A 13,903-nucleotide genomic window follows, 5' to 3' on the forward strand; every position below is an offset into this window, starting at 1 on the left:
CCACTGCGGTGATGCAGGTCATCACGAAGGTGATGTACAAGGTCAACGACACGATGAGCAGCGCACTGTTGAGTTGGTCGATGACCCAGAACAGCGGGAAGGACACCGCGGCGGTCAGGGCGGTCCCGACGAGCAGGATGGGTCGACGGCCGACTCGATCGGAGAACGACGAGATGACAGGGGTGAGGAGCGCTGACCCGATCGTGCCCAGCAGTACAGCGGTCAGCACGGTAGAGCGCTCGTGGCCCAGGCCTGTGCGTAGGCAAGGATGTAGACGCCGAAGATGCCGGTCCCGGCTACTCCGCCGATCAGGATCAGCGTGCCGAGTACGAGGTTGCGAGGCTGGGTCCGGAAGAGTTCGAGTACCGGTACTCGGGTGGGTTCGGCGGTGGAGACCTGCTTCTCGAGACCGGGCTTTCGACGACCTTGTGACGGACGAAGTAGCCGATGATCAGCAGACCGAAGCTCAGGAGGAACGGGATTCGCCATCCCCACGCCTGGAACTGTTTCGGTGGTGAGCACGCCGGTGAGGGTGAGAACGGACAGCATGCCCAGGCCGAACCCGCAGGGTTACCCATCACGGTGAGGCTGGTGGTCCGTCCGCGCTTGTTGTCCGCGGAATGCTCCGCTGTCATCAAGACGGCTCCGCCGAACTCGCCGCCGAGTGCGAATCCTTGCACCAACCGCAACGTCAGCAGCAGAAGTGGTGCGGCGGCGCCGATCTGTGCCTGTGTGGCAGCAGACCGATGAGGCCGCTGGCCAGACCCATCACGATCATGGTGATCAGCAGGGCGGATTTGCGGCCCAAACGGTCGCCGTAGTGCCCGAAGATGATCGCGCCGAGCAGACGGGACAGGTAGCCGGCCGCAAGTGTGGCAAAGGCTGCGATGGTGCCGACGAGGGGATCGAGGTTGTTGAAGAAGACCTGGTTGAAGACCAGGGCGGCAACAGTCCCGTAGACGTAGAAGTCGAAGTACTCGATCGTCGTTCCCAGGAAGCCTGAGAGTGCGACCCGCCTGGACATGGCGGTGTTGTGGTCTGACATCCGATCTCCTTGAAAGGCGGCATTCGGCCCAGCCGAAAATGCTGATGGAGGGGTGGTGTGCGGCCGCATGGTTGGGGGAGTGCCGGTGTATCGGCCTGCGAGGCCCGCGGCCGCCGGGCCCGATCCGCGGTGGAATTAGGTACCTAACACCACGCCGGTGATGTCTATCACATAGCTACCGATAGGGCAAGAAGCCGATCGAATTTCCCGCGTCCGCTTCGAGTTCTACTGCGCCCCTTGACTCCGGGTCGGCAATGTGGTTTCGTTCACATCAGCAGTTAGGTGCCTAACTCATGGACGTCCATGTAACAGGTGGAGTCCCGATCGCTTTCCCGTGCATGCGGTGCAAGCGCCCAACACCGGCCGAACCCGAGGCACCAGCCCAAGCCCGATCCAGGGCAGAAATGGAGGAAGTACATGGCGGCGGTGACAGCCCTCGGCCACATCGGTGTCGACACGACCGACATCGACCTGTGGCGGCGTTGGGGCAACCTGATCGGCGCTGTGGTCGTCGACGACACCGTGACTCGTTGGGCCTGCGGCTCGACACCGAAGCCGGCGCACGCATTCTGGTGCGCTCGTCCACCCAGGACTCGTTTGCATTCGCGGGATGGGAAGTCGAGAACGAAGCGGCATTGAAAGGTATCTGCAGCAGGTTGAAGCTGCGGGTGCACAACCGAAGGACCGACCCGACCTGGCCGCCGAGCGTGGCGTGGTGGACCTGGTGACATTCGTTGATCCCGACGGATTCGTCGCCGAGTTGTACTGGGGCCGTATGAGCCGTGTTCGAACCGATTCCTCTCTCCCCACGGCGTGGACTTCTCCATTGGAGATATGGGGATCGGACACCTCGTGCTCGGCGTGACCGACTTCCGCCGCACGATGGCCTTCTACACCGAGGTTCTGGGCATGGTCCGTCACCGAGACCATGAACATCGGCGGCAACCGGGTCGCGATGGTGCGCTGCAATCCGCGACATCACAGCCTGGCGTTCGCGGAGGTGACGTCGGCGCGTCCACGCGTGCTGCACTTCGCAGTCGAAGTCGACCACCTCGATGCTCTGGGCGCCATCCGAGACCGGCTTCTCGACGAAGGATTTCCGATCTCTCGTGATCTCGGGCGCCACCCGGCGACGGCGTGATCTCGTTCTACCAGCCCATGGGTGACGCCTTCGAGGTCGAAGTGGCATGGGGGACAACTCGAATCGACGAGCGAACGTGGCCGCAACGACGGCACGACCGCCCCTACTGGTCGTGGGGTCATCGACCGCTGACCGGCGCCGCCACGGCCTTGGGTTCGGATGTCGAGTAGACGTTCGCGCCGTCGACTCCATCTGACCATCACTGCACGAATATCCGCACACAACTATCGAAGGACAGCAATATGAGACTCGCTTCTGTCGCCATCGCGGGCACCGATCACGTCGTGGTCGCGGTTCCGGACCAGGACCGCGTGGTCACGCTCGCCGATCTGTACGCCAAGGCCGGCCTCGGTGATGCCCCCGCCACCGTCAAGACGCTGTTGAAGGCAGGCGCCGACGAATGGGCGAAGGTCCGGCAGGCCTACCAGGGGATCGCCGACGCGCCGTCGGTGAGCCTCGACGAGCTGACCTGGCTGCCGCCGGTCCCCGACACCGGCAAGATTCTCTGCGCCGCGATGAACAACTCGCTGCTCACCCGCGGTGCCCACGTCGAGGCCGCGGCTCCGATGTTCTTTCTCAAGCCGCCGAGCGCGATGGTCGGCCACGGTGACAACATCGAGATCATCCCGACGACTACGGTTTCACCTTCCCTGAACTCGAAGTCGGCGTGATCATCGGGCGCAAAGCCAAGAACATCTCCGAGGACGAGGCCCTCGACCATGTCGCCGGCTACACGATCGTCAACGACATCACCTCGCAGGGTCTCAAGCGGGGCGACTCCATCGCCGTCGACGTAAGCCGGCAGCAGGCCGACTCCCCCGGCTACTCGGAGTACTTCGCATGGCGCCGGGTCAACGGCCCCGACGATCTGGCCGTGTACCTCACCTACCACACGCGTTCCAAGGGAACCGACACCTTCGGCCCGATGGGACCGTGGCTCACCACCGCCGACGAGATCAGCAACCCCGACGCGCTCGCGGTCCGCGGCTACGCGGACGGCGAGGTGTTCGCCGAGGACTCCACCTCCGCCTACAGCTTCACAGTCGCCAAGCTCATCTCCTGGGCCAGCCGCTACTTCACCCTCGAGCCGGGCGACATCATCCTCACCGGCACGGCCGCGAAGGGCAACGAGAAGTTCCCCCGCGGACACCACGAGATCGACATGAGCCGCATGACGCCGACCATCGACATCGAGATCGAGGGCCTGGGCACGCTCACGAACAAGGTCACCCACATCACCCGCGCGTGACCCCATACGGAAGGACAGGAGGCACACCGTGAAATTCGTGACCTACATTTCGCCCTCGACCGGTTCGACCGCCGTCGGAGTGGTGCAGGACGATCAGATCGTCGGTGACCCCGCGTCTGCAACCCTGCTCGAGCTGGTGCAAACCTCGGACCTCGTCATCGCCGGTGAGCGAATCCTCCAGGCGCACAACGAGACCATTCCGCTGACCGAGGCGCGAATGCAGGCCCCGATCGCGGCGCCTCCGTCCTTCCGTGACTGCATGACATTCGAAGGTCATGTCGTCAACTGCAACAAGTGGCTCGACCGACCCGTACCCGAGGTGTGGTACGAACAGCCCACCTTCTACTTCTCCAACCCTCAGGCGATCGTAGGACCCAACGACGAGGTCCCGATCGCTCCGGGATCCTCGATGTTCGACTTCGAACTCGAGATCGCAGCGGTGGTCGGTAGGACCGGCGCGAACCTGACACCCGAACAGGCGGAAGACCGCATCGCCGGCTACATGGTGCTGTGCGACTGGAGTGCACGTGACGTGCAGATGCACGAGATGACCGGATCCCTGGGACCGGTCAAGGGCAAGGACACCGTCACCAGCACCGGACCGTACCTGGTCACCCCCGACGAGCTGGCCGATCGGCGCCGCAATCTCGGATATGACCTCACCGCCCGCGTCAGCGTCAACGGAAGCGTTATCGGCGAAGGCAACTGGGCCGACACCTACTGGTCCTTCGCCGATGTGATCGCGTACGCCTCCCGAGGTACCCGTGTGGTTCCGGGCGACGTCATCGGCGGCGGCACCCTGCCCACCTGCTGTCTGTTCGAACACCTCGGCCTCGACACCACCTCGTCTCGCTGGCTCACTCCGGGCGACACCGTAGTCCTGGAGGTCGAACGCCTCGGCCGCATCGAGACCACCGTCGTCACCGGTCCGGAGGTCGTGCCGGTCCCACCGCGCGGATCGCGCCTCGCGGCCCGCTGATCCGCGTCGAAAACTACCCCACCAACCGAAACCCCTGGATGTCACTGTTCGCCTGCAACGCCGTCGACACACGCGAAGCCCGAACGAATGACACTCATTCACCCACGGATGCACGAGAAGGACACCTCCCATGGCTGATGCTGAAACCCCGGTGCTCATCGTCGGTGCCGGACCCGCCGGGTTGACCGCCGCCCTGGCGCTTGCGAAGTTCGGAATCGAGCACGTACTGGTCGAAAAGTACCCGGGAACCGCACACTCGCCGCGTGCCCACATCGTCAACCCCCGCACCGTCGAGATCATGCGACACCTGGGTGTCCAGGAAGAAATCGAGGCAGTGTCCTCACCCCACGAGCGCCTGCGACACCACGTCTGGTACACCACGCTGAACCAGCCCGAGATCGCCCGCAAGGAAGCATGGGGCACCTCCCCGCACCGCAAGGCCGACTACCTCGCGGCGAGCCCCTGCCCCTCGATCAACTGCCCCCAGACCCGGTTCGAACCGGTCCTGGTCGAGGCACTGCGTGATGCCGGCTCCGACGTGCAGTTCCAGCGTGAACTCCTCTCGATGGAGCGCGAGGGGGACCACTGGGTCAGTACGATCCTCAACCGCGAGGACGGCACGACATTGACGGTCCGCTCCCGCTACGTCATCGGTGCGGACGGTGCCCGCACCAAAGTGCTCGGCTTCGCCGGGCTCGACATCGAGGGACCCTCGGGGCTGTTCCACGCCGCGAACATCTGGTTCAAGGCCGACCTCAGCCGCTATCTGGCACACCGACCCGGCGTGCTCACCTGGAATATGCACCCCGGCCCGCAACCGCCGCTTGCGCTCGGCACGTTCATCTGCATGAACCCCTTCGACGAGTTCGTGCTCAACAGGTTCTACGACCCCGAGGTCGAGGATCTGTCCGAGATGACCGAAGAGCAGGCGATCGGTCACATTGAACGGGCCGTCGGCGAGCCCGTCGACGACATCGAGATCCTCGGCATCTCGGGGTGGAAGGTCAACGCGCAGGTCGCCCCCGAGTACGCCCGCGACGGCGTGTTCTGCATGGGTGACGCCGTGCACCGCCATCCCCCGACGAACGGCCTCGGCCTGAACATGTCGGTGGCCGACGCCTACAACCTGGCCTGGAAGCTTGCACTCGTCCTCCGCGATGAGGCCGGTGCCGAGCTGCTGGACACCTACAACAGTGAGCGCCAGCCCATCGGCGCGACGGGCGTCGACCGAGCCATCAAGAGCCTGCACCAGGCAACGGCGATCCAGGAAGCTGTCGGACTCCACGAAGGGCTTTCCGAGGAAGAGGGATGGGAAGCGCTGGCGTCCCTCGAGGATCCGGGTCCGCTGGGAGATGAACGGCGCGCGGCTTTGCGCGCTGCCCTCGACAAGAACGAGAACCGTTTCAACGCATTGGGTCTGGAAGTCGGATACCACTACGACGAGGGTGCCCTCGTGCACGACGAGACGCCCTACCCTCCGTTCGAGGGTGATCCCGTCCTGGACTTCCAGACCACCACCAGGCCCGGGGCGCGTGTGCCCCACGCGCGGCTGATCCGGAATGGGGAGCAGATCTCCACGCTCGACCTCGTCGACGGGTTGGAATTCGCCCTGCTGGTCGGTCTGGACGCCGAGCACTGGTTCGAAGCTGCCGAGAAGGTCTCGGCCGAACTCGGGGTGCAGGTCGTCGCCCATCGGATCGGCGGTGACATCCTCGACCCCTACTGGGAATGGAGCGACGCCCGCGAGGTCGGGCACGCCGGCGCGGTGCTGGTCCGTCCCGACCGGCATGTTACCTGGAGGAGCGTCGACCGTCCGACGGATGCAGCAGCCGAGCTCTCCCGCGTGATGAGGACTGTGCTGCACCTCTGACCGCGCTCGCTCCTCTCCACTCCCCGACACTTCACCGGAGACAGAAGACACATGGACACGACGTTCACACCGGAGACCACCGCTGCCGTCGCAGATGCCCGGCAGCACTCCATCGGAGACCTGCTGCACCGTACCGCCTTACGGTATCCGGACAAGCTCGCGGTCGTCGCCGGAGACCTGCGGGTGACCTACGCCGAATTCGACGCCGCGGCCAACCGGATGGCCCATGCGCTGACCGCCCGTGGCCTGACCAAGGGCGACCGGCTGGCACTGCTGAGTCACAACTGCTGGCAGTACGCTCTGACCGTCTTCGCCACCGCGAAGCTGGGCGTGGTCCTGGTGCCGGTGAACTTCATGCTCGGCCCGGACGAGATCGCCTACATCCTGCAACACGCCGATGCGCGTGGGATCCTCGTGGAGGACACGCTCGCCCCCACAGCAGGCAAGGCACTGGCCACCGCGCGCATCGACGGTGTGCGGGGATGGATCTCGACCTCAGGGGCAGCACCCGACGCCGGGTGGGAGGACGTCGACGACTGGTGGCGTTCCGGTCACGACTCGGCACCGAACGTCCTGGTCGCCGACGACGATCCGGTCCGCCTGATGTACACCTCGGGCACCGAATCGCGCCCCAAGGGCGTGATGCTGTCCAGTCGTTCTTTGATAGCCCAGTACACCTCCTGCGCGATCGACGGTGGAATGAGCGTGGACGATGTCGAGGTGCATGCGCTGCCGATGTTCCATTGCGCGCAGCTGGATTGCTTCTTCTCCGTCGATGTCTACCTCGGCGCAACCAGCATCATCCTGCCGGCCCCGGACCCCGCGGTGCTGCTCGAGACCATCGCCCGGGAGAACGTGACCAAACTGTTCTGCCCGCCGACGGTGTGGATCTCGTTGCTGCGCCATCCTTCGTTCGACAGCACGGACCTGTCGAGTCTGCGCAAGGGCTACTACGGTGCGTCGCCCATGCCGGTGGAGATCCTCCGGGAGTTGCAGCAACGCCTGCCGCAGGTGCAGCTGTGGAACTTCTACGGCCAGACCGAGATGGCACCTCTGGCAACGATATTGCGCCCACATGAACAAGTCGAACGAGCCGGGTCGGCGGGCCGTGCCGCCCTGAACGTCGAGACCCGGTTGGTCGACGACGACGGAAACCCCGTGCCGGTCGGCGAGATCGGCGAGATCGTGCACCGAAGCCCGCAGGCCGCACTCGGCTACTACAACGACGAGGAGAAAACCGCCGAGGCGTTCCGTGACGGCTGGTTCCACTCCGGCGATCTCGGCATCATGACCGAAGGCGGCTACCTGTCGGTCGTGGACCGCAAGAAGGACATGATCAAGACCGGCGGAGAGAACGTCGCCAGCCGTGAGGTCGAGGAAGCGATCTACGAACACGACGATGTCGCCGAGGTCGCGGTTTTCGGCATCAGCCATCCGTACTGGGTTGAGGCCGTCACCGCAGTCGTCGTCCCCAAACCTGGAGCGGCAGTGACCTCTGAGCAGATCAAGGACCACACCCGTGGCCGGCTCGCCGGCTACAAACAGCCGAAATATGTTGTCGTCAGCGACGCGCTGCCGAAGAACCCGAGTGGCAAGGTACTCAAGCGTGAACTGCGTGATCTGTACGGCGGCCTCGCATCGAACATCGGCTCGGCAGAGAATGATTCGGGCCAGTAGTTGAGCCGAGCACCCGTGGATCCCTCGACCGACGACCCGCAGAATCGCAGTCGAGGGGCCTTCCGGCTAACCGTCGATCCGGTCTTCGGGCCGTTCTTCTGGGGCAAACTGCTCTCGTCGTGCGGCACGTGGACCTTCGTGGTGGTCGCCGCGATCCTGACATTCGATCTGAGCGGTTCGGCCTGGGCCGTGGGCATGGTGACGGTGGCCCACTCCGCCCCGCAACTGCTCTTCGCGCCGTTCAGCGGGCAGTTGGCCGACCGTGGCAAGGCCGCCACCCAGATCGTGGCGGGTTCGTTGTTGACCGGGGTCGGCGCGGGTGGCCTGGCGTTGTGGCTCTGGCTGTCCGGGGGGAGTGGACGGACTGTCAGGTCTCACTCCGGTGATGCTGTCCTCCGTCGTCGTCGGACTGGGCTTCGCGATCGGCGGCCCTGCGATGCAATCGATCGTGCCCGCAATGATCAGACCGGGGGAAATGACCGCGGCAATGTCGCTGAACACGGTCCCCATCACGGTAGGCAGGGCCGGTGGGCCTGCCATGGGTGCCGCCGTGGCACTCTCACCGGGTGCTGCTCGTGCTTCTGCTCGGGATCGCGGCGGTTGGAGTCGGCGTAGACCCAGCCGTCACTTTGGCGCCGGCATTGGCGGAGCAACTCGGCGCCGAAGCGGCTCTGGCCGGATGGATGGCGTCCTGCTTCGGTATCGGTGCCGGCGTCGGCTTCTTGCTGTTCGGTCCGCTGCACCGCGCCGTGGGGATCGAGTGTCTGGGCAGTGGCGGATTGCTGCTGATCGCAGGTGGTCTCGTGCTCGCGGGAGGAACGGACAACGCCCCTCTCACGTTGATCGCATTCGGTGTGTCCGGTATCGGGATGACCCTGGCGTTCACCAGCATTACTACGCAGATCCAGAACAGATCACCCGACGAGCTTCGGGGCCGGATCATGGCCCTGTGGTTCGTCGGCTTCGTCGGAGCCCGTCCGTTCGCAGCAGGACTGAGCGGGTGGATCACCGACACGATCGGAGTGACAGCAGCACTTGTCGGAGTCGCGCTGCCGGTGGTGGTAGTCGCCTATCTGTGCCGTCCCAGCTATCTGGCATCGTCGTGAATGACCACCGCAGCACAGACGTGTCCGGCCTTCCGGCGGATGCCGCCCATCTGGTGAGAGGACATCGGTGGGTCTCGACGGCGGCCGTCGATCTGGGCCTGTGCGGCTCCGTGGCAACGGTCGGCCACCATGGCTCTGACTACACCACCATTTTCTGACCCGTAGCGTGCGGCGAGGATGGTGACGGGGGTGTGCACGATGCAGGGACAACGGGACGAGATGATGGGGGCATCAACGGTGACGCAGGAGTTGGACATTGTCCCGACGGAGGGTTGTCCGCGGGAGCCGGACGGGGCGAAAGCCACATCACGTGTCGGGTCTCGTACACTCAGGCCCATGCAGCTCGAGGGTCGACGGTGGCAAGAGGCCTCCCTTCGGTTGCTGGGGCGCCCGACGACCCAGGTCGACTACACCGCCGCCGCGATCGTATGGCATATCGGCCGCCTCGCCCGTCTGAACGAAAAGCGCATGGAATACGAGGTCCACCGACCTCTGGGGTGGACGTGGGGAGCGTTTCGGATCATGTCCCAGCTCTACGTGCTCGGACCCCAGGAACCCTCCCAATTGGCAGACAGTCTACAGTTGACCCGTCCCACAATCACTGGGGGAGTCGACCGCCTCGAGCGCGATGGATATGTGACGCGTACGGTCCAGCCCAAGAATCGAAGCCGACTCACGATCGACCTCACGGAGGCCGGTAAAGAAGCTGTCGAGGAGGCAGCCGGGTTACAACATCAGGTCGAGCTTGATCTGGTCTCAGGTTTGTCCGAGGAAGATCAATCCCAGCTGTCCGAACTGCTCACGAAGTTGTTCAATACCCTCCAGCAGTGAACAGCCTATTCGGAAGTCGGCGCGTTTTCACTGCAGGTCGAGGCCGACCTGCGTGCCTTGCTCGACCGGATCTCAGGTCCGGAACACGCGCACTGACGAAATGAGCCAGCTCAGGTGGTCTGCGCTCGTCCGGAAATGGATCAGGCCGACTGGGTGGACATGTCCAAGTGCTGGTGTGGCCGCGCAGTATTGAAAGCGTGCAGGGTGCGCCGATGGCCGGGCGGTGCCGTCTGCTGCGGTGCGTCGGTCAGGCCGGCAGCGAATGGGTCTCGGATTTGTGTCTGTAGACGAGAAGGGCATCCGTGGTGGACTGGATGTGTCGCTCCAGGGTGTCGGCAGCCTCGTTGCTTCGACGAACTTGATGTCGCAGACGCCGAAGGCCTCGTGGCCTTGGGTGAAGACGCTGCTGCACTCGGTCTACGACCAACCGGACTCCGATTCCGTTCACGCCCAATATGATCGGGTGATCGACGCTCTGCCTGAGAAGCTGCCGAAGGTCGCCGACCACCTCGACGCCGCACGGTCGGACCTGTTGGCGTTCACCGCATTTCCCAAGCAGATCTGGAAGCAGATCTGGAGCAACAATCCGCGATCGGTTAACCGGCCCTCGGGCGACACGATTCTGTCCGCGGCGTGAGGTCCGGGGCCGCTGCCCGGATGGGGCGCATGCTGATGGTGGCGGCTCGATTCACGAGAGGAGCAGGCGATGGCCGTTCGGGTGCACGCGGTGGACGACGGTTATGTGGTGGTCGGCGGGTGGGAGGGTTGCGCGGCGACGAACGCGTTTTTGGCGCATCTGGCGGGGCGGGCGTTCAGTGCGGCGACGGTGCGGGCGTATGCGTTCGATGTGCTGAACCTGGCGCGGTTCCTGATCGACCGCGATCTCGGATTGGCGGCGGTGACGCCGGTGACCGTGTTCGAGTGGATCGATTGGCAGGGTGTGCGCCGTGATCCCCGACCCGGTGCAGCACCGAGGAACGGGCGGCAGCGGACGACGGCGGCGTCGACGATCAACCGGCGGGTCGCGGCGGTGCGGGCATTGTTCGACGCTGGCGCCGGACGCACCATCTCGACGGCCGTGATCCAATCGACGGTGCTGAGTCTGCGTAACCTGCTCGACGACATCACCGCATGGGGCTGGGAACAGGCACCAGCCCGCCGGCTGGTCTTCGCCGCCGACGTCCCCAAACTCGACCAACCGCTACCCCGCGCACTGGCACCCGACGTCGACGCCATGGTGATGAACTCCGTTGCTCTGCTTGAGGATCCGTTCGCCCGCATCGGGTTGACGGTGCTCCGCGGGGCAGGGTTGCGGGTCGGGGAACTGCTCGACCTCGAACTCGGCAGCGTCGTCGACTACGGCCCGGCCGGGACCTGGCTGAAGGTGCCGCTGGGCAAACTCGCCACCGAACGGATGGTGCCGCTGTCGGCGGCCACCGTCGCGGCGCTGGACGAGTGGACCAGCGGGCGCGGCGTTTGCCGACCACTGCCGCATCCACGCACCGGAGCGCTGACCGACTTCCTGTTCGTCGCACACGGCCGCCGCCTCAGCCAGACCCGGCTACGCAACGGGCTTCTCGCCGCCGTCGAACGGTCGGGGCTGCGCGGCGCCGCCGGCGCGCCCCTGATCGTCACCCCGCACCAGCTGCGGCATACTTGGGCCACCGAACTCGCCAATGCCGGCATGAGCCTGCAGGCGCTGATGGCGCTGCTCGGGCACGTCACCCCACAGATGACGATACGGTACGCCACCCTGGCGTCACCAACGCTGCGCGCCGCCTACGACCAGGCCATGGGCAAGGTGCGTCGCCGGTTCACGCTCACCCCGGTCGGCAAACCCATCGTTCCCGACGCCGTCAGCTGGCTCGGCAGCGAGATGCTCAAGACCCGTGTCGCACACGGCTACTGTTCCCGCCACGAAGCCGCCGGCGCCTGCCCCTATGCCAACATCTGCGAAACCTGCGACAACTTCGTCACCGGACCCGAATTCCGCGACGCGCTCGAGGCGCAACGCACCGACATCCAGGCCCTCGAAACCGACGCCCGCGACCGCGGCTGGCCCGACGAAGCTGCTCGCCACCACCGCGTCGCGGACGCCTTGACCGATCACCTCCACCGGCTCGACCGCTGACCCAAATCGGCAACCTCGGGTTGACCCACACGCGAAGGCCGGTTAAAGGAACGCCTCAATAAAGAAATTCGCAGACGGACCGATGTGGTCGGGATCTTCCCTGATCGCACCGCGTTGATCCGGCTCGTCGGGGCGGTCCTGGCCGAGCAGCACGACGAGTGGATCGAAGGGCGTCGCTATCTCGGCCTGGACGCGCTGGCACGCTCCCGCAACGACAAGCCCACCGACAGCACCACCGGGGCCACCGGGGCCACCGAGGAGGTGACACCAGCCTTGACTGCCTGACTCACCCACGAGGCATCACGCGACGACGTCGTACACCACCTCCAGGGACTTGACCGCCTACTAACCTAGGGTTATGGAGCACTATGTGCGTAAGGAACCAATCCCGTACGGGTCCGCGCCAGCACCGTTCCGTTCGGTGAACTGGTTCCGGCGGACGCTCCAAGGGTTGGGGATCACCTTTCGGGGGCTGATGAACGACCGAAAGCCGAGTCAGTACTCGTCACTCTCACCTCGACGCATGGACGACACCCATACCGAAATCTTTCCGTTCAACAGCAGCGGCGGAGGATCAGGTGGGGGCGGGGCCGGCTAGATGACCGTCAAGGCCCCGCGGCGTTGACGAAAAGATGGGCGCGTGTGCCGTCGCTTGTCAGGATCATCGTGACTTTGTCGCTGGCGGAGAGTAAGTCGGGTCTGCTGACAAGGTCTGGGTTAGCTGCTGTCGGTTCGTTCGGCGACGAGGGTGATGGCCCCGAGATTGTCACGGTAGCGGTGGAAGGTGCGCCAGATCTTGACGAGCCGGGGCAGGACGGTGGGGTGTGTGAGGGCGCGGCCGAGGATGGCCGCGGTGCCGGCAGGTCCTTCGTCGGCGAGGACGGTGCGGGGATCGAGGAGCAGGAGTGGGCAGGTCTCCTCGGTGCGGACGGTGAAGCCACCGTCTGTGAGGAGCTGGCGCCATTCGCTGTGCGTGAGGGGGCGGGCACCGACGTGAAGGACCGAAGTGAGGGTGGTCTGGATATCGGCCTTGTCGGTGTCGCTGAGGCCCTCGGGGGTGAGGAGGAGTTCGTGGATGCCGTAGCGGCCGCCGGGGCGGAGAAGCCGGGCGGCCTCGGCGACGGTCTGGGTTTTGCGACTTGCCGGTTCGAGGGTGAGCAGTGCCTCGCCGAACAGGACGGAAGCGCTGTGGTCGGGTAGCCCGGTGCGGTGGACGGGTGCGACGGTGCACTGCTGATTCGGGCCGGTCAGGGCGGTGCGGGCGCGTACGGCTTCGGCTTGTCCGCGTTCGATGCCCACGTACGAGCGGGGTTGGCCGACGAGGGCGAGTGTGGTGGTGCGACCCAGTCCGGGCCACATCTCGACGACGTCGTCGTCCGGGCCGATGCCGAGGGTGTCGATCATGCGTTGGGAGGGTCCGAGTCCGCCCGGTCGCATGACGGTTTTGCCGAGTCGTCCGAGCATCCAGTGGGCGGGCATCCTGCGCAGGGACAGTCCCTCGCCGAGACGCGGGGCAGGGGTGTCGGAACCATCCATAAGTGGAGCATAGCCTGCCCTAACGCCCAACGTTTTGGGAGTCTTGCCGACCTCCGGGTGAGAGACACCGGGGAGCAGGACCTCGGAGCGGCAGATCGATTGGCGGCTACCCGCCAATGAGTTCAGTGGTCGATATCGTGCCTTTCGTGGGAATCTGCGCGGTGCCGAAGCGAATTCGGCTGATCGAGCGGGACCTGATCCACGCAGCGCATGCCTTTCAGCGATCGGTTTGCGGTACTGGCGCCTATATCCCCTGCTCAGTATCGCCGCCGCAGTGAGCGTGGGGCTGCCGGCCTTCCTGCTGGCGCGGCGACTCCAACTCGCTGCGAGCCGATCCA

General features: G+C 65.2%; 12 protein-coding genes and 6 pseudogenes. 14 read left to right on the plus strand and 4 right to left on the minus strand.

What is annotated here, in order from left to right; genetic code table 11:
- The 3 genes from JWS13_RS03760 to JWS13_RS03770 form a co-directional block, all read right to left on the minus strand.
- Nucleotides 1–229: MFS transporter (locus tag JWS13_RS03760; protein WP_338050642.1), on the minus strand; the 229-nt coding region annotated here is incomplete at its 3' end.
- A gap of 85 nt (nt 230–314) precedes the next feature.
- Nucleotides 315–680 (minus strand): MFS transporter, encoded by a 366-nt coding sequence (locus tag JWS13_RS46365; protein ID WP_206004560.1) that lies wholly within the window; start codon nt 678–680, stop codon nt 315–317.
- A gap of 11 nt (nt 681–691) precedes the next feature.
- Nucleotides 692–1,045, minus strand: a complete 354-nt coding sequence (locus tag JWS13_RS03770) for an MFS transporter (protein WP_206004561.1) — start codon at nt 1,043–1,045, stop codon at nt 692–694.
- A 530-nt stretch (nt 1,046–1,575) separates the two neighbouring features.
- On the opposite strand from JWS13_RS03770, the gene JWS13_RS03775 reads away from it, so the two are divergent.
- From JWS13_RS03775 to JWS13_RS03835, 14 genes and pseudogenes are all read left to right on the plus strand, one after another.
- Entirely contained in the window at nt 1,576–1,773 is a 198-nt protein-coding gene (locus JWS13_RS03775) for a VOC family protein (protein WP_206004562.1), read from the plus strand.
- Nucleotides 1,774–1,927: 154 nt separating this feature from the next.
- Nucleotides 1,928–2,186: pseudogene (locus JWS13_RS45375) on the plus strand (VOC family protein).
- A 242-nt stretch (nt 2,187–2,428) separates the two neighbouring features.
- Nucleotides 2,429–2,857, plus strand: coding sequence for a fumarylacetoacetate hydrolase family protein (locus JWS13_RS03785; RefSeq protein WP_206004564.1), 429 nt, complete (start codon nt 2,429–2,431; stop codon nt 2,855–2,857).
- The gene (locus JWS13_RS03790; protein WP_206004565.1) at nt 2,854–3,435 is read left to right on the plus strand and encodes a fumarylacetoacetate hydrolase family protein; all 582 of its coding nucleotides are present in this window, start codon (nt 2,854–2,856) and stop codon (nt 3,433–3,435) included. Before JWS13_RS03785 ends, JWS13_RS03790 begins: the two co-directional genes overlap by 4 nt.
- Nucleotides 3,436–3,463: 28 nt before the next feature.
- A complete protein-coding gene (locus JWS13_RS03795) occupies nt 3,464–4,414 on the plus strand; it encodes a fumarylacetoacetate hydrolase family protein (RefSeq protein WP_206004566.1) in 951 nt (316 codons plus the stop codon).
- Between the two features lie 130 nt (nt 4,415–4,544).
- A complete protein-coding gene (locus tag JWS13_RS03800) occupies nt 4,545–6,284 on the plus strand; it encodes an FAD-dependent monooxygenase (RefSeq protein ID WP_225929616.1) in 1,740 nt (579 codons plus the stop codon).
- 51 nt (nt 6,285–6,335) lie between these two features.
- Nucleotides 6,336–7,961 (plus strand): acyl-CoA synthetase, encoded by a 1,626-nt coding sequence (locus tag JWS13_RS03805; RefSeq protein ID WP_206004567.1) that lies wholly within the window; start codon nt 6,336–6,338, stop codon nt 7,959–7,961.
- Between the two features lie 436 nt (nt 7,962–8,397).
- Nucleotides 8,398–8,479 (plus strand): annotated as a pseudogene (locus JWS13_RS46370) (hypothetical protein); the annotation flags it as partial.
- A gap of 48 nt (nt 8,480–8,527) precedes the next feature.
- Nucleotides 8,528–9,067: an MFS transporter gene (locus JWS13_RS03815; RefSeq protein WP_206004569.1), complete on the plus strand. Its 540-nt coding sequence runs from the start codon at nt 8,528–8,530 to the stop codon at nt 9,065–9,067.
- A gap of 336 nt (nt 9,068–9,403) precedes the next feature.
- Entirely contained in the window at nt 9,404–9,898 is a 495-nt protein-coding gene (locus JWS13_RS03820) for a MarR family winged helix-turn-helix transcriptional regulator (RefSeq protein ID WP_206004570.1), read from the plus strand.
- Nucleotides 9,899–10,247: 349 nt separating this feature from the next.
- Nucleotides 10,248–10,490, plus strand: a pseudogene (locus tag JWS13_RS03825) (transposase); the annotation flags it as partial.
- A 114-nt stretch (nt 10,491–10,604) separates the two neighbouring features.
- Nucleotides 10,605–10,934 (plus strand): annotated as a pseudogene (locus JWS13_RS46160) (site-specific integrase); the annotation flags it as partial.
- Between the two features lie 12 nt (nt 10,935–10,946).
- Nucleotides 10,947–12,029, plus strand: a pseudogene (locus JWS13_RS03830) (tyrosine-type recombinase/integrase); the annotation flags it as partial.
- Nucleotides 12,030–12,077: 48 nt separating this feature from the next.
- Nucleotides 12,078–12,314 (plus strand): annotated as a pseudogene (locus JWS13_RS03835) (transposase); the annotation flags it as partial.
- A gap of 432 nt (nt 12,315–12,746) precedes the next feature.
- Here the strand turns inward: JWS13_RS03835 and JWS13_RS03840 are convergent.
- Nucleotides 12,747–13,565, minus strand: coding sequence for a class I SAM-dependent methyltransferase (locus tag JWS13_RS03840; RefSeq protein WP_206004572.1), 819 nt, complete (start codon nt 13,563–13,565; stop codon nt 12,747–12,749).
- Nucleotides 13,566–13,903 lie beyond the last annotated feature (338 nt).

It is taken from the genome of Rhodococcus pseudokoreensis (assembly GCF_017068395.1).
In the GTDB taxonomy this organism is placed as follows: Bacteria; Actinomycetota; Actinomycetes; order Mycobacteriales; family Mycobacteriaceae; genus Rhodococcus_F; species Rhodococcus_F pseudokoreensis.